11 protein-coding genes and 1 other annotated feature are annotated in these 17,743 nt (G+C 40.5%); all 11 genes read left to right on the top strand.

Annotation, left to right across the window (positions count from 1 at the left end):
- Positions 1-28: 28 nt before the first annotated feature.
- Positions 29-1,156 (top strand): hypothetical protein, encoded by a 1,128-nt coding sequence (locus FEZ08_RS08665; protein ID WP_138191421.1) that lies wholly within the window; start codon positions 29-31, stop codon positions 1,154-1,156.
- 153 nt (positions 1,157-1,309) lie between these two features.
- Positions 1,310-1,978 carry a response regulator transcription factor gene (locus FEZ08_RS08660; RefSeq protein WP_138191419.1) on the top strand — a complete coding sequence of 223 codons (669 nt, stop codon included), beginning with the start codon at positions 1,310-1,312 and terminating at the stop codon, positions 1,976-1,978.
- Entirely contained in the window at positions 1,962-3,383 is a 1,422-nt protein-coding gene (locus FEZ08_RS08655; protein ID WP_138191417.1) for a sensor histidine kinase, read from the top strand. Before FEZ08_RS08660 ends, FEZ08_RS08655 begins: the two co-directional genes overlap by 17 nt.
- Positions 3,376-4,089, top strand: coding sequence for a hypothetical protein (locus FEZ08_RS08650; protein ID WP_138191415.1), 714 nt, complete (start codon positions 3,376-3,378; stop codon positions 4,087-4,089). Before FEZ08_RS08655 ends, FEZ08_RS08650 begins: the two co-directional genes overlap by 8 nt.
- A gap of 138 nt (positions 4,090-4,227) precedes the next feature.
- The gene (locus tag FEZ08_RS12580) at positions 4,228-9,483 is read left to right on the top strand and encodes an InlB B-repeat-containing protein (RefSeq protein ID WP_138191413.1); all 5,256 of its coding nucleotides are present in this window, start codon (positions 4,228-4,230) and stop codon (positions 9,481-9,483) included.
- A 337-nt stretch (positions 9,484-9,820) separates the two neighbouring features.
- Entirely contained in the window at positions 9,821-10,693 is an 873-nt protein-coding gene (locus FEZ08_RS08640; protein WP_138191411.1) for an N-acetylglucosamine kinase, read from the top strand.
- Positions 10,694-10,814: 121 nt separating this feature from the next.
- Positions 10,815-11,483 (top strand): response regulator transcription factor, encoded by a 669-nt coding sequence (locus FEZ08_RS08635; protein WP_138191408.1) that lies wholly within the window; start codon positions 10,815-10,817, stop codon positions 11,481-11,483.
- Positions 11,480-12,940 carry a sensor histidine kinase gene (locus FEZ08_RS08630; protein WP_138191406.1) on the top strand — a complete coding sequence of 487 codons (1,461 nt, stop codon included), beginning with the start codon at positions 11,480-11,482 and terminating at the stop codon, positions 12,938-12,940. Before FEZ08_RS08635 ends, FEZ08_RS08630 begins: the two co-directional genes overlap by 4 nt.
- Before the next feature lie 91 nt (positions 12,941-13,031).
- Entirely contained in the window at positions 13,032-13,640 is a 609-nt protein-coding gene (locus FEZ08_RS08625; protein WP_138191404.1) for a 3'-5' exonuclease, read from the top strand.
- Between the two features lie 185 nt (positions 13,641-13,825).
- Positions 13,826-14,830 carry an alpha/beta hydrolase gene (locus FEZ08_RS08620; protein WP_138191401.1) on the top strand — a complete coding sequence of 335 codons (1,005 nt, stop codon included), beginning with the start codon at positions 13,826-13,828 and terminating at the stop codon, positions 14,828-14,830.
- A 139-nt stretch (positions 14,831-14,969) separates the two neighbouring features.
- Positions 14,970-15,191, top strand: a binding site (T-box leader).
- A 50-nt stretch (positions 15,192-15,241) separates the two neighbouring features.
- On the top strand, positions 15,242-17,650 hold the full coding sequence (leuS, locus tag FEZ08_RS08615; RefSeq protein WP_138191399.1) for a leucine--tRNA ligase: 2,409 nt from the start codon (positions 15,242-15,244) through the stop codon (positions 17,648-17,650).
- Positions 17,651-17,743 lie beyond the last annotated feature (93 nt).

Genomic DNA, 17,743 nt, shown 5'->3' with positions numbered 1-17,743 from the left:
AGAAGATATTTCGGTAAGGAGTACAGGTATGAAAAACGATAATGAAAATAATGTAGAAGATTTACAGCGCGAAGATACTACTGAAGTTGAAAATGAAGCAGTGGTAGCAGAAACGGCTGCTGAAGATAATTCGGAGACTGTTGCAGAGGAGCCGGCAGTTGAGGAGCAACCAACGCCGTCGGTGACAGAGACTGGTGAGATTATTGCTGCGATTGGTGTGCATGAAGCAACAGCAGAGAATATTTTACCAACACCACAAGAGATTGCGGAAACAATGCCAGGGATAGAGGAGATTGCTAAGGAACCACAGAAGCGCAAGAATGGTTTATTGTTTGCCATTATTGGTGGTGCCGTAGGGGTAGCGTTATTGCTTGTTGCTCTAGTTATTGGTATTTATTTTGCCTTCTTTTCAACGACGAGTGTGGATGTTTTTGCTGATGTTGAGATTGTTTACGATGGTGCTAATGGTTATGCTGTTGTAGAGGATGGTATTAAGCCATATGTTTCGCCGAGTGCCAACGAGGCGCAAAATAATGGTTTTAAGGCAGTTATTAATTATACTTCTGATGCTAAAAATGTAAGCAATGGTGATGTTATTACGGTTACCGCCGTTGTTAATCAGGAATTACTTGATCAGTATCGGATTTCACCGGAATCATTAACAAAACAGTTTACGGTCAGCGGACTTGCTACTGTTCCGGCAAAATATAGTGATATTCCCGGTGAGGCAGATATACGTAGTAAAGCAACAAGTTTTGTTGAGGGCTATCGTCAGGATGATATTGATGCAGCATTGAATAAAGTGTCCGGTTCAACGTTAGTTAGCGATGAAGTCAAATTATATGCTATTGCTTATAAGGCTGATCCGGAACTTTGTAATAGTGGTAAAACGACTTATGATGAGCGTTGCGGAACGATTCAATATATTTTTGATCATCAGGTAAAAACTGAGTCTACTGGTTACAATCATACTTATGGAACATGGCGGATGTATGGTTTGACCAATATTCAAGTGCTTGAGAATGGAACTTTATTCCAAACGACTAATTATGTGGTTGATATGGATGACTTTGATAGCAATAATGATGGTTTTATTGATGATGGTGAAATGAAAGCAGGCTATGAGCGTTTGGGGTATACTTTCTTAGTTCAGTAAAAATTTTGGAAGTGCTGTATTTCTTGTAAATACAGCACTTTTTGATGTTTGAAACAAATGTGTATTTTTCATTAAATTGACATTTAAGGATTTTTATGGATATAATTCTAGTAGTACGGGGGCGACGTTTTATCTTATGGGGGGCAACTTAATATGAAGCGTATTTTGTTTGTGGATGATGATCCGCAGTATCAAGAAGTAATTCGTGATTTGTTAGTTTTAGAGGGCTATGCAGTAGACTGTGCTGACAATGCAGCGGATGGGTTAAGGTTATTCCGAGAAGGAGTTTATGACCTGGTAATAAGTGATTTAATGATGGTTTCAATTGATGGGCATCAATTTTTGTCGTTGTTGCGGAAGTATGATGAGGATGTGAAGGTTGTTATTTTAACTGGTTCGGATGATGAAGAAGATGAGTTGAAGAGTTTTGACTTGCATGCGACTGAATATCTAAAGAAATCAACTTCAATTAATATTATATTGAAGCGTTTAGAGAGTGCAATGCGACAATCAAGTGAAAAGAAAGTTGAGCATCTCTACAGTGATTACGAAGATTTAGAAGTAGATATTAAGAAGCGGCTGGTGGTTAAAGAAGGCGAGGAGCAGCATCTTACCGGTAAGGAGTTTGCATTATTGTTGTTTTTTCTGAAAAATAAGAATGTTGTCTTAACCCGGGAAGAGATTTTAAAAACTATTTGGCGCATGAGTGATGCTTTTGGTGATTTACGGACGGTTGATACATACGTAAAAAAATTACGGGCAAAACTTGAGCTTTCAAGTATTGTTTCAATTAGGGGTATAGGTTATGAATGGGTTGAATAAGTTAAAGCAACGCAAATGGAGTAAGTTGTTTTATGTAATTATTGCTGTTTATCTTGTTTTAATTATGTTGCTTAGTTTGCTGATATTTAATATTCCAACCATCTATGATACTTTGACTAATAATAAGGTAGAAGAAATAAAACAGGAAGTTTTAAATGTGCTTGATGCAGGCGGCAGTGAGGCAGCAATGGCGGAGGCCTTTGCTGCAATTACTGAGAGCAAGAGTGCTGAGCTGGTGGTTATTTCACCAGCGGCACCAATTTATTCATCGATGCCAACCACTGATTTTGCATTGTTGAATGAGTCTATCAGCCCGGATGTTTTGAACTATCAGGGTGCATTTCTTTATTCGGGGCAGGATGGTACTGAGTATCAGGTTTGGCTGGCAGTTTATCAGTTGAGTCCACAATTTTTATTTGAGGTAGTACTTGCAATTGTTATTGGCGGGGTTATTTTACTTTGTGCCATCATTATTGTGATGATTGTTATTATGTTCCGAAATTTGATTTCGCCGCTGACCCGGCTACGCGATAATATTTTTAAATTGAAAGAGTACCGACTGAACGAAGTGGCGCCGATCGATGCGGACAGTGAATATGATTTGTTATCAGAAGAGCTGAGTTATTTTACTGATGATCTTCGCGGGAAGTTTGATTCTATCGGTGTACAATATACCTTGTTGGAACGTGAATTACAGGAGCGCCAGGAAGTTTATCGGGATAAACTTCAACTTGTTCGGGCTTTAATCCATGATCTGAAAGCACCGCTTAGTATTGAGGAGATGCAGATTGATCAGGTGCGCAAGCTGGTTGAGGGTGATGCTGAGGCAACGGCAATTTTAAATGAGATGGAGCATAATAATCAGTACTTGATGAGTGAAATTGTTGATTCGTTGCAGATTCTAAAACAGGAGCGTGGTTCAGCGATTGCACAGAAGCAAGATGTTGATATTATTGAAGTGGTGCGAACAATGATTCGTAAGTTCAAGCCGTTATTTAAGGAACGTAAGATTAAGCATTATCTTGATGGGCCACGGAATCTAAATATTTTTATTGATCCGATTCAGTTGAAGCAGCTGATTCATAATGTGATTGCCAATGCGTGCAGTTATACTGAGGCAGGCGGTAAGTTTGAATTAGAAATTTATCAGCAGGATAGTGAGATTGTTTTGCAGGCGTATAATGATTTGCAGGATACCAGTCAGATTGATTTTGAACGCGTATTCGATTTGTTTTATTCAGCCGGAGCTGAGAATCCGAATGCAACCGGGATTGGTATGTATACAATCAAGACAATGGTTGCTGCTAATAATGGGGTTTGTACATTCAGTCCGGTAGGTGATGGCGTGTGTTTGGAAATTCGTTTGCCGCTAGGTGAGCCTGAGGCAGGTGATCAGCATGCGTAAAATTGTAGCTATAATTTTGTGTAGCATCGGTTTATTGTTGGCAACAGTGATGCCGGTTGCAGCGGTAAGTATGGTGATTCCGCAGTCAGAGCAAGAGGCGATTGCCGAGGAATTACGGCAGCTGTATGCCGAAGGTAAAGAAGCGGGCACTTATGCGGTGACGATTCAATATCAAGATGGCGATTTGCTTTTGGAGAAAGTTGTCTACATGACAATAAAAGCAAAGAACACTATTGTCAGCGGCAGTATTGCAATTGATGCTAAGGATGTATCAATAAGCGGTGATGCTTTACAAAATATGACGGACGAAGAGTGGGTTCGCCTGACTGAAGCGCGAGCTTGGCGAACTGATACTTTAGATACAGTCAGCATAAATAATGTTGATGCCAGTCAGGTAAGGCCGCAAGTGGGTACTTATCCGCTGACGGTTTCAGCACTTGATGGACCGAGCACGACGGTGCAAGTAAGCGTGACTTCAAACGTGATAAATATAAATCAAGCATATCAGCAAAATATGGGGGCGAGCTGGTATGAGACCAAATATCCAAATAATCCATTTACGTTTATGGATTATGAAACTTGGTTCAGTATAGTAGTGCATGTGATATTAATTATCATGTTTTTATTGCCATTACTGTTATTACTGATTCATTATCTGATTACATCGAAGGTAGTGAAACAAGTTATGTATTTGATTAGTCGGTAGAAAATGAAAGGATGCGCCCGAAATGCGGGCGCATCCTTTTTCCACAATCTACACAATCTCCATATGAATATACATTGTTTGCCATACAGGGAATGATAATATTAATGTGTAAGAAGAAGCTTTTAGGGGGCAATAATAATGAAAAAATATATTAAAATACTTACAAGTGTGCTACTGTTAGCAGCGATTGTAGCGATGCAGGCTGATTTATCAGTTTTTGCATTAAGCGATAATAATCAAGCGAGTGAAACGAATACCGCGAGCGAAGAAAATACCGATGTGCAGAATTCGGTAAGTGATGAAAACCTTGATGCGGATGCTGAGGTTGAGCCGGAAGCGGATCAACCGACCGTGTTTTCAAAAATTTCTCCATTTTCAACTCCGGGAGTTGCAGTATTTGATGGTGAAGACTTAAGTGCGGTAAACAACAAATATTACAGCATTAACGATTTGTCAAATAATGCGCGAACTTTGAGTGTGCAAGCAACGTTCGATGGCTCAACATCAGTCACTAACCGTAAGATTGTAATTACCGTTGCGCCAGGTTTCGAGTTGGCTAGTGCTATCGGAATGAAAAAAGTGAGTGGCGCTTGGGTATTTGATGCAAGTTTGTTACCGGCTGATAAGCAAGGAATTATCAGTAATGCGACTTTCACTGCTGATGGACCGATTTATGGTTTCCAACCAGGCAGCGGACAATTGGTATACGAAATTTCACCGGGTACAACGGCAATTGGTGTTGAAGCAATGGTTAAATTGCAAAGAGAATTTGCAATTAATATGAACAACCGAGTATTGGATAATTTGTTGAATGTACAAGTTATCAGCGATGTAAATGGAACAACAACTGTTCATGAAGATGAGACTTTTGAAAGTATAGAGATTGGTAGTACTTTTAGAATTCAGCCAATGGGTCGAAAATCATACTTTGTTGAACAAGGCGCAAGCGTTGACCTAGACTATACTATGAACGGTCGAATTGGTGGCGGAATTGGTGGCGGAGTTGGAAGTGGTGGTTTGCTATTTAAATCATTGGAAATGACTTGGTTAATACCGAAACCATTAGTTGTCAACAATGTGTCTATAGCTAATGGCAATAATGGTAATATGACCTATACATTAGATACAGCTAGTGATGCCAACAATACAATTGTCAAATTGAAATTTATAGATTATTATTCAGTAAGTACATTGAGAATAAATGTTACAGTACCGACTAGTGTTGCCGCGGATACAGCGATTAGTGTTGGTACAACCAGCGCTTCTTACACAGCTATTCCTTATGGCAGCAACACACCATTTAGCGGTAGTTTGTCTGCCGATAATAATGCAATAAATGTAGTAGCACCATTTACTAACGAATTAACTACTTCGGATACCGCTACAACAGTTGCATACAATGCTGTAGATATTTCGAGTAGCGATGTAGTTGCATTAGGAAACTTTAACGTGGCTAACCGGAGCGCAGAAACAGCAACCAATCAAAGTATTAAAGTTGTTTTTGATGATACCGTTGTTCAAGTAAAGAAAGTTCGTCTATTAGTCGGAACCAATACTGCTGCGACTAATATAGTAATAACAACTAATAATCGTACAATTACACTCCCTAGTAAAGCCGTAAATGGTACTTTTGAGGGGACAAGTAGTTATGTCGATTTTACAATGTCATCTCTTGGATATCCAGATGAGTATATTAAGGAAATTACTTATGATGCGACTAATTTTGTTTCACGTGCAGGAACAAATGCGTATAATAACTATTACTATCAATCAACCATGAACTTTGGCTATTGGGGGAAAATTGTTAACCCAAATGCGTCAACATTTGTTTCAACAGTAACCACAACAAATGATGGTGACTTTAATGGAGTTAATGCGCATAGTGCAAGCCACACCGGAACAATTGCGGCGGGAAGCGCATTTGGCCCAATAATTGGTAATAATTTAGCCAATCAAACTAAAATGGCTGGCGAAACGATTAATGTTTCAAGCACAATAAATACTTCGTATCAGGGCATATTGACAACAAGTATGGCGCAAAGTAAAAAAGGGTTTGATATCTATTTACGAGAAGACCAATATTTCATTATTGATCCAAGCACGATTGAAGTGATAGATACTGAAAACGGCTTAACATACAGTGCTACGAATGGAGATTTTATTCCGGTCGCAACCACTGATAATACCGGTAATACCGTCTATAAAATTAGTTTGCCATATTTAAAAGTTGGTGGTTATCGTGAAAATGGCGTTGCAACTGCGGCACCAACTTTAAAATATACAATGGCCGTACGCAAAGATATACCAACGGTCGCATATAATCTCTCGAATATTTTACAAGTAATACCACATACAGGAGTAACGCAAAGTAATACAGCGAGTCAAAATAATGTAGCGGCCAATAAATATAATGTTGATGGCACCGGTAATACTACTAAATTAGTTGGAACCATGCATACTACACAAGTTATCTACTTGCAAGCACAAAAAGACTTTACCGTTACCAGTGCTGCGAATCTAAATAATGGACCATGGGTAAGCTATGACTATAGTACTAATCAGTCTATCATTGACTTAAACCCTGAAGGAGCAGCTAAATACCAATTAACTGTTGCCAATAATTCAGGAAATACAATTGAAGGTTATACCGCGCTTATTCCGATTCCAAAAGCGGGAGAAGCGACTGATTTAATCCCAAGTACACCAACTGACTTTGACCCAAGTGTTCATCTTCAAAAAGAAGCATTCACTTGGACAGCTTCAATTGATCAACCGGTCATTCCTACAGGAACATTAGGCTATACCGTGTTATACGCGACAACTTATGCAACCGATAAAGACTCTGCAGCCTTTGTACCTTGGAGTGCAATTGCTAACAAAGACGATATTCGGATGGTGAAAGTAACGACTAATACATCAATTCCTGATGGATTTAACGAATCGTTCAGCTTCCCATTAGTTTTAAGTGATCCGGATGCAGATGCTAATGCCGGGAATGTTAACATTTATTCAGCGCGGATTCACCGAGTAATTGCCGGGGCTGCTGGATATAAACCAAGTGAGCCAATCGCAATTCGTCTGAAAACCGGTGTGGTAAAAGGTCTAGTGTTTAATGATGCCAACCGAAATGGTTTAAAAGATGTTGGAGAAACTGGGCGTAATGGGGTGACAGTCGTTGCCTTGGAGGCGGGAACAACAACTGTCATCGAAACAACGACAACTAAAACAATAGATGGTGTCGATGGTAGCTATGCCTTCTTAGGCTTAGATAAAGCACAAAATGTAGATATTGTCTTTACCAATCCAAATAGTGATGATAGTACACGTTTTAGTCCGGTAACAAGTGGCGGCAGTACGCCAACACCAACTGCTACTCATGATAAAGCTACAACATCAAGCTTAACACCAAGTGCAGTCGGCTTTGATAGTGTGAATGCCGGAATTATTGAAGCGGTGGAAGTAACTTTTAATCCAAATACTGGAACAAGTGCTACCGCGTCAATCAATAAATACCCTGGTGAAGCAATCACGACTGAACCAACGGCAACAAAAGCCGGACATACATTCAATGGCTGGTTCACCGCAGCAACCGGTGGTTCAAAAGTAACCTTCCCATATACAGTAGGAACAGCTGATGTAACATTATATGCACAATATACGGCTAACAAGTATGTACTAAGTTATGATGTTGCGACTAATGGCGCAACAAGCACAAAACCTGCTGATGAACAAGTAACATTTGATACATTAGCAACGAAACCTGCTGATGCAGTGAAAACTGGATATACATTTACTGGGTGGTTTACAGCAGCGACTGGTGGTACGCAATGGAACTTTGCGACCAGCAAAATGCCAGCGAATGCTGTGAAGCTATATGCGCAATTTACTATCAATAGTTATACCATGACATTTGATAATGATGGCGCGACAACTACTCAAACCGTTGTCTATGATACATTAGCAACTGAACCAACAACACCAACAAAAACTGGATTTACCTTTGCGGGTTGGTTTGATGCCCAAACTGGTGGTACGAAGTGGAACTTCACGACCAACAAAATGCCAGCATCAAACAAAACCTTGTATGCTCAATACACAAGAAACAATTACACACTGACATTTAACGATCAGGGGACAACAAGTACGCAAACCGTTGCCTTTGATGCCTTAGTAGTAGAACCGGCAACAGTACCAACTAAATCTGGTTATACATTCAGTGGCTGGTTTGATGCCGCAACTGGCGGAACGAAGTGGAACTTCGCAACTAACAAGATGCCAGCGTCAAACAAAACATTATACGCACAGTTTACTGCTGATGATCAAAACATTACTTTTGATGCTAATGGCGGAACCGGAGCACCAGCAACATTGACGCAACCAACAGATTCATCAGTGAATCTTGATGCATTAGCCAACCCAACAAGAGCCGGATATAGCTTTGTCGGCTGGTTCGATGCAAGCGATGTACAACACAGCGGAACATTCACAATGCCGGTTGGTGGACTCGCACTCAAAGCAAAATGGACTGCCAATGACCAAGTAATCAGTTTTAACACCAAAGGTGGAAGTGGCGTTGCCTCAATCACCGCAAAAACTGATACAACCGTTGACCTTGATACTGTAAGTACAACACGTCCTGGTTACCAATTTGATGGTTGGTATGTAGGTAGTACACAATATACTGGTGTAGTTACTGTACCAGCAGGCGGGCTTGTCTTAGAAGCACACTGGACAGCGTTAGACCAAACCATCACCTTCGATGTGAATGGTGGTAACATAGCTACCCAACCGGCAGATATCATTCAAGTAACTGACAGCACAGTTGACCTAAGTGCGGTCACTGCACCAACATGGTTTGGACACAAGTTCTTAGGTTGGAAAGACGCGGCTGACACAAGTTACAGCGGCACAATCACAATGCCGGCAGGCGGATTAACCTTAATCGCCGACTGGCAAGATTTGATTGCTGATGGCACTTGGCAACTTGAAGCAACTAACTTTGAAATTACTTTTGATGAGTTAGAAGCGTTTATTGCTAATGGCACATTGGAAGATGAAATTCTTGCTCGTTCAAATGCGAAAGCATGGAACGATGAGACGGCGGAAGTATTAACTCCGTTAAAAGTTTCTAATATTAGTACGGTACATTTAAATCCGGCAGTTGGTGACTTCATGCTGACAATCAAGCATCAAGAAGCAACAACAATGTCTACATTCGCATTGAACAGTACTAGTGAATTAGCAACTGATATTACCATGACAGTTACCGATACAACCGAGGCGCCAGCGCTTCCGGTAACCGGACAAAATCAATTAGAATTAATTGGTGTTGGATCATTGATTGTATTGATAAGCGGATACTTATTTTATCGCCGCAAAAAGAGTAATAAATAGGAAGTGAGGAGCACCGCTCCTCCTTCGCGATAGAGCAATAAACAGTCCCCCGAAATTCGCTGTTTGTTGCTCTATTAGGAAGTTTTAAAACTGTCGGCTCTCTGGCTGACAGTTTTTTAATTTGTTAATTCTCACATGGAACTATCGCTTTTAATCTTCAGTCTTTTAACTATGTCATTCTGGATTTAATTGTTGGGAGAATTTTGAAAAGCAGGCTGCCTGCTTCGGGGGAAGCCTGCTTTTTTCGCTTTTTATGAAAAAAACTGCCAGAATATTGGTTTTTGATTGATTTATTTTACCAAGTCTTTTATGCTTGTTTTAAAGGAAGTGACGCTTGATGCGAGTAGCGGTTGGAATTGATGTTGGCGGGACTAAAACCCATGTCGGTATTTATGATGAACAAGGTAATAAGTTGCATGATTTTGTCGGGCTAGGAACCAATCTTGCCAATGATAAAGAAGTCGCAATTCAAATTGTGTATGAGGCGACCGGGAGCGCATTGTCAGCACTTGGTGAGATTGAAGTTGCTAAGATTGTTATCGGCATGGCTGGGGTGCTTAATCATCCATTGCTGCCGTCATTGATTGAAACTATGGAAGCAGCTTACCGGACGAAGGTAGCGGTTTATAATGATGTTGTTTTCGCACATAAGGCGATTTTCCAAAATCAGCCAGGATTATTGCTTTCCGCTGGCACCGGTTCAATTGCGGTGGTGCGGGCAGCAAGTGAGTACCGGATTATTGGTGGTTACGGGCATTTGTTTGGTGATGAATCCAGTGGCTACGACATCGCTAAGCGTGGCTTGATGCACGCGATGCATCAAGCTGACCGCGGGCAGAACGATGTGTTAAGCAGCGCGTTGCTGGAAGCGCTCGGCACCGAGACGATTCGGGCAGCGGTGCCGAAGCTTTATAAGCAGAACAAAGCGGAGACAGCGGCGTTAGCAAAGATTGTCGCCGAGCTTGCCGAGCAGGGAGATGTGGTGGCACAGACAATACTGAGCGATAGCGCTGATGCCTTTGCTGATCAGGTTATTGTTGCGTTGCAGGAGTTTGGGATTCAGCCGCAGTGCTATGCGTTCTGGGGCAGTGTGCTGCAGAATAATTTATATATGCAGGATCGTATTCGCCGCCAACTCGAGCATGCATTTACTTGCAGTGAAGTGAGTTCGCAGCATATAGATATTACACAGGCAGTTATTTTTGAATAAAGTTGAAACCGGTGATGGCTCGGCCATCACCGGTTTTTTTTCTTTTCTTCATATTGACTTAACATGACGCATATATAATAATTATAAATCATGATTCAAAAAAGTGAGAGTAGGTGCGCAGATGCAAGAGAAGCGATGTATTTTAGTGATTGAGGATGACACGGATATCAATGAGGCAATTTGTTCATTTTTGCGGGCAGATGGTTATTTGGTTATAAGCAGTGTCGATGGCGCTATCGGCTTAGAAAAATTTTATAGCCACAAGGTGGACATGCTGATCTTAGACTTGATGTTGCCAACTCTTGATGGACAAACAATTCTGAAAGAAATTCGTAAACTGAGCTCGGTACCGGTGATTGCCATCAGTGCTTTAAATGATGAGCAAACCCAGGAAGCGGTGTTTGCTTTGGCTGATGATTACGTGGTAAAACCATTCTCGTTGAAGGTTTTACTGTTTAAAGTTGGCGCGTTGATGCGGCGGGTATATGGTGAAACAAGTCAGTTGCTGCGAGTGAATCAAGTCACATTGGATGTTACTAAAAACAGTGTCACTCAAGCTGGTCAGCAAATTGAAATGACAGCTCGGGAAATTGAGATTCTGGCAGTGCTGATGGCCAATCCAAAAATGGTTTATTCACGCGAGCAATTGATAACCCTGATTTGGGGCTATAATGATTATGTTGATGAACGGGTTATTGATGTGCATGTCCGCAATATTCGAAAAAAACTTGGCAACACCTTTATCCAAACGGTCAAAGGTGTTGGCTATAGAGTGGAGGAAGTACTATGAGAAGAATTCCATTGTTTTGGAAGATATGGGTTATTATCACGATGTTATCGTTTGTAATTATTTCAGCATCAAATATGTTAGTTACGCTTGGAATACCAATGATAAACCAGATACAAGTGAATAATGATACTGAAAAAGTTATTAATGAAATAGAAACAGATGTTAAAAAGAATGGTGTTAATAAAGAGCACCTTAAACAATATTCTGATAATGGATATATTATTGAAGTAAAATTAAACAGCGAAGTTGTTTATTGGACTGAGGGAGTCGTTCAAAAAGAATTGTACTATATATACAATACTAGTGAAAATGGGCATGAGGTTACATATGCAACACCGATTCGCTATTATGAGTATTCGATTTTGGATATTGATTACTACAATTTTCTAGGCAAAACAGAAAACAGTCCAATTCCGATGAAAGATGGAATGGACGATTATACTGTACTACAACGAGGCTTTAGTGTTGATGGTGATTCTTATGGTATTAAAGTAGCTAATGTTAAGTCATACAGTCCGCTGTCATATATTCAAAATATTCAAAGTTATTTTTTAGAAAATCTTTTCTATTTTATTATTATTTCTTTGATTCTTTCAAGTCTATTATCGTTGATAATTTCTTTATTAATTTCAAGGAAAGTTAAAAAGATAAATAAATTTGTTAGCAATATGGAAACTATGCAAGAACCAGAAAGAACTAATTATAAACAAGGTGATGAATTGGTACAATTGGAAAATGATATTTACCGGATGTATGGAAAATTGCGCCAGTCAATCCGTGATTTGGATGATGAAGTCATTTATACTAAAAAGCTTGAAGAGGATAAGCAATTATTTATGCGCGGGGCAACTCATGAATTAAAGACGCCGATTATGGCGATGAACTCAATGATTGAGGGAATGCTCAATCATGTTGGTGATTATCAGAATCATGAGGTTTATTTGCGAAAATGCTACGATAATCTGCAAAAAATCCAGAAGTTGGTTGATGAGATTTTATCAGTTTCTAAAACTGAGCACTTGCACTACAATGAAGATATTGTCGTGATGCCGATTATTGAGGAGGCACAGCAGCTTTATCGTGAAGTTGATGAGCAGGCAATTATTAACATTGTCAATGAAAGCAGCAAAGAGCTGCGGCTGACGATGCCAGCCGACAGTTTCAGCAAGATTATTTCTAATCTGCTGAGCAACGCAGTTTATTATCGCAAGCCGACAACTCCGGTGACGATTACTGTGACTGACAACAAGATTTCAGTTTGCAATATTATTCCCGATGATGCGGTAATTGATGTCAATACTATCTTTAAGCCGTTTGTCAGTGAAGCCGGTGAAATGGCTGACGGACACGGACTTGGATTATATATCGTGCAGTTGCTGCTTGAGCGCTATGGATATAGTTTCGATTGTCTTGTTGATAGTGAAAAGCATGTGTTCTGTTTTGAGATTTATTTGTAAAAGTTGAGAAAAGAGCGGACACCTCGGGCCGTTCTTTTCCTTTTTTCCTCAATAAAAATTATGCTATAATAAGAGTATTGAGGTGAGTTTGATGATTGAGCAGAAAGTTATGGTGTTTGATGTTGAGACGACTGGTTTTAATCCGAGTCGTGATAAATTGCTGGAGTTTGGGTACCGGTTAGTAACACCGGACGGCGAGGTGGATCAGCAGAGTATTTTGTTGCGCCGCAGTTATATTCCGCCGAAGATTCAGCAATTGACCGGAATTACTATGGAGATGTCAAAACAAGATGGCGTTGAGGAAGCAGAGTTGCTTGAGCATTTGCAGGGTGTGATTACCCCGGATGTTTTGTTGGTAGCACATAATATTCCTTTTGATTTGCCATTTTTGAATGTATTTTTTAGCAAACATGTTGCTAATCATCAGTTGCTGACCAATGATTTCATTGACACGCTGACGCTGGCGCGGGCGTACTGCCCGGCGCCGCATAAGCTTGGCGATGTATGTCGCTATTTGAATATTCCGCTGGAGAATGCTCATCGGGCTTTAAACGACGTGATAGCCACATGGCAGGTATTTGATACTTTGAATGATAATTATGATATAGACGAATTTAGAAACGTGATAGCTTATAAAACTAAATATGGTGTAAATAAAAACCTTCAGCTTAATGGCAAAGAGGTCTATAAATCATATTAAAATAAATTTGGTATTTTGGACACTGTTAGAGTGCCAACTACTATATACTTTTTCTGATGGCAAGCCTGATTTTATCAGGCTTTTTATTATAGTAGATTTCATAATGAACAATAGGAAACCGCTATTCTTGCGAAGTATATCGGACTATGGTATATTTGAATCAAGTTTTGAAATGAGGGTTAGATATGAAGAAGATAGTTTTGATTTTTTTAGATATTATATTAGTAATTCTTTTGAGTGTAGTAATAATTGTTAATATTACTCCGCGACCAGTAGTTTGGCTTGCAAATGCACTGATTTTCGGTGGAGCGCCGGAAAGTTCAACATTACCAAATTATAATGAAATGGAAGCAAAAGTTACTATCACCAAGGATGAGGTGTATACATCAGCGTATCCGGAAAACACATTCGATGTGTACACACCAAATAAAGAACCAGGGAAAACATACCCCGTGATATTTTGGGTACATGGTGGTGGATTTGTCGGCGGCGATAAGTCTATGATAGAAAACTATGGTGTGGCTTTGGCAAGCGAGGGATATACTGTTATTGCACTTAATTATAGTGTAGCACCGGATTATGTGTATCCGACACCAGTCATTCAGACAAAAGAATTTGTTGATTTTGTTTTAACTAATAAAGAGAAATACAATATTGATGCATCTAAGTTGTTTTTTGCCGGCGATTCTGCAGGGGCTCAAATAGTGAGCCAATTTGTTATTACGCAAACAAATGCTAATTACGCTTCGGAGGTTGGTATTGAACAAGTTGTTCCGGAATCATCTATTAAGGGGATGTTGTTGTACTGCGGGCCATATGAATTAACAGGATTAGCTAATAGTGACAATGTCGTATTTAGTTTTATATTTAGTCAAATAGGGTGGAGTTATATTGGTGAGAAGGATTGGGTGCAAAGTCCATTGGCTAAGCAAGCTTCAATAGTGGATAATGTAAATGCCGATTTTCCACCTGCATACATTACCGATGGAAATACAGCATCGTTTGAATCAATGGGAAGAAATCTTGCAGATAAGCTCAGAAGTCTCAATGTTGATGTGCGAGAGCGGTTCTATAGTGTTGATGAGTTTGTTACCGGTCATGAGTATCAGTTTATAATGGGCAATGTACCCGGACAAACTACTTACCAAGATACAGTCCAATTTTTAAAAGAGAGATTGCAGGATAATTAATTGTTAGAGTTATTTAATTATAATGCCAGAATACTGCTTATCTTATAAAAGAGAAAAAGCCAGAACCTTGGGTTCTGGCTTTTTAAATTTTTCCCCGTCCCGGGGTTGATTATTCGTTAAAAGTTGTTATAATTAAAGGTGAAATGTGTAGATGCAGGAATAGTAGTTATTGAGGGCACGCAAAGAGAGTCGCTGGTTGGTGGAAAGCGGTGGTAGCTTGAATGATGAACTCGCCTGTTTAGCAGAATGCATGAAGTAGCAGTAATGTGTTCCGGGTCATACCGTTAAAGAATGTTGAGTGTGTCAGGTAGATATTGCCGGATGAAGCAGAGTGGTACCGCGGATTTTATTCGTCTCTAGGTTTTTTTGAGAACTTAGAGGCGTTTTTTTGATATTTAAGGAGGAATAAAAATGAGTTTTGATCATAAAGAGATTGAGCAGAAATGGCAGAAGTTTTGGCTTGAGCAAGATACTTTTAAGACTGGTGAGGATATGAGTAAGCCGAAGTTTTACGCTTTGGATATGTTCCCTTATCCATCTGGTGCCGGGTTGCATGTTGGGCACCCGGAAGGGTATACGGCAACTGATATCATGTCACGGATGAAACGGGCGCAAGGATTTAATGTTTTGCATCCGATGGGTTGGGATGCTTTTGGCTTGCCGGCTGAACAGTATGCTTTGGATACCGGAAATGATCCGGCAGAGTTTACCGAGAAAAATATTCAGACTTTTAAACGGCAAATTCAGTCGCTTGGTTTTTCATATGATTGGAATCGTGAGATCAATACGACCGATCCGGAATATTACAAGTGGACGCAGTGGATTTTTATGCAGTTGTATAATGCTGGTTTGGCAGAGATGAAAGAGATTCCGGTGAACTGGTGTGAGGAACTGGGGACAGTGCTTGCTAACGAGGAAATTGTTAATGGCGTTAGTGAGCGTGGCGGTTATCCGGTTGTTCGTAAGCCGATGCGCCAATGGGTATTGAAGATTACTAAGTATGCTGAGCGGTTGCTTGAAGATCTTGATGATTTGGATTGGCCGGAGCACCTTAAAGATATGCAACGCAACTGGATTGGTAAATCCGAGGGTGCTGATGTGTGTTTTGCGGTAGACGGTTTTGATGATGTGGTTGAAGTCTATACGACCCGGCCGGATACCCTTTATGGAGTAACTTATGTGGTGCTTGCGCCGGAACATGAGTTGGTTGATAAGGTAACGACTGCTGAACATCGCCATGCAGTTGATGCATATAAAATTGAGGTTGCTAAAAAGTCTGAGTTTGAGCGGACTGAGTTGCAGAAGGTGAAAACCGGGGTAGCAACTGGTGCGTTTGCGGTGCATCCTTTGACTGGTGAGAAGTTGCCGATATGGATTGCTGATTATGTTTTGGCAACTTATGGCAGCGGCGCAGTTATGGCAGTGCCGGGACACGATGGCCGTGACTTTGAATTTGCTAAAGTGTATGATTTGCCAATCGCGCAAGTGATTGTTGGTGATTTGAGTGAGGAAGCGATTCTTGGTGATGGTGAACATATCAATTCTGAATTTTTGAATGGTATGGATAATGCCGCAGCGAAAGAAGCGATGATTGAGTATCTTGAAGCGCATAAATGCGGTGCGCGCAAGGTAAATTATAAATTGCGTGACTGGTTGTTCAGCCGTCAGCGTTATTGGGGCGAACCGTTCCCGGTTATTCATTGGGAAGATGGCAGCATGAGTTTGGTGAATGAAGAAGAGTTGCCGGTACTATTGCCGAAGATGAAGCATATTCAGCCTTCGGGAACCGGTGAGTCACCACTTGCTAATGCGGCTGACTGGTTGATTGTTGATGGCGCGGATTATGGCCGTCCGGGCCAAAAAGGTCGTCGTGAGACTAACACGATGCCGCAGTGGGCGGGAAGTTGTTGGTATTTCTTGCGTTATCTTGATCCGCATAATACTGAGGAGTTTGTTTCTCGTGAATTGTTGGAATATTGGCTGCCGGTTGATTTGTATATTGGTGGTGCAGAGCATGCAGTGTTGCATTTGCTCTATGCACGTTTCTGGCATAAAGTGTTATTTGACCTAGGGCTGGTACCAACCAGTGAACCATTCCAACGTTTGTTTAATCAAGGGATGATTCTTGGGGCCAATAATGAGAAGATGTCAAAATCACTAGGCAATGTTGTGAACCCGGATAAGATTGTTGCATCACATGGCGCTGATACTTTGCGGCTGTATGAAATGTTTATGGGACCGCTTGATGCTGCTATTGCTTGGAGTGAAGAAGGTCTTGATGGCTCACGTCGTTTCCTTGACCGCGTTTGGCGTCTATACACTGAGGTAGCTGAAATTAGTGCTGATAATGATGGTGCACTCGAGCAAGTTTATCATCAGACAGTGAAGAAAGTAACTGCTGATTTTGAAACTCTGAATTTCAATACTGCAATTTCGCAAATGATGATTTTCGTCAATGAAGTTTACAAGCATCCGCAATTGCCGCTTGAATATGCGAAAGGCTTTATTCAATTGCTGGCACCGATTGCACCACACATCGGTGAAGAAATTTGGCAAACTATCTGTGGTGAAAAAGACAGTATTACTTATGCTGCTTGGCCAACCTATGATGAAGCAAAAACTAAATCTTCAGAAGTGCAAATGGTTGTTCAGGTGAACGGCAAAGTACGTGCTAAAATAAATGTAGCTGCGGATATTAGCAAAGAAGATATGGAGGCATTGGCACTGGAACAAGAGAATGTGCAAGCCTTTATTGAAGGAAAAACGGTACGTAAAGTTATTGTTGTTCCTGGAAAATTGGTTAATATTGTTGTTGGTTAGAAGAAAAATAAAAAGAGAAGTCCTGAGGACTTCTCTTTTTTTGTTGTCAATTTTTGACAGATAAGCAATACTTTTGATGCTCCAATTACATTA

Source organism: Culicoidibacter larvae (genome assembly GCF_005771635.1).
In the GTDB taxonomy this organism is placed as follows: domain Bacteria; phylum Bacillota_I; class Bacilli_A; order Culicoidibacterales; family Culicoidibacteraceae; genus Culicoidibacter; species Culicoidibacter larvae.
Note: the sequence above shows the minus strand (reverse complement) of the source record. Positions and strands in the feature narration are given on the sequence as shown.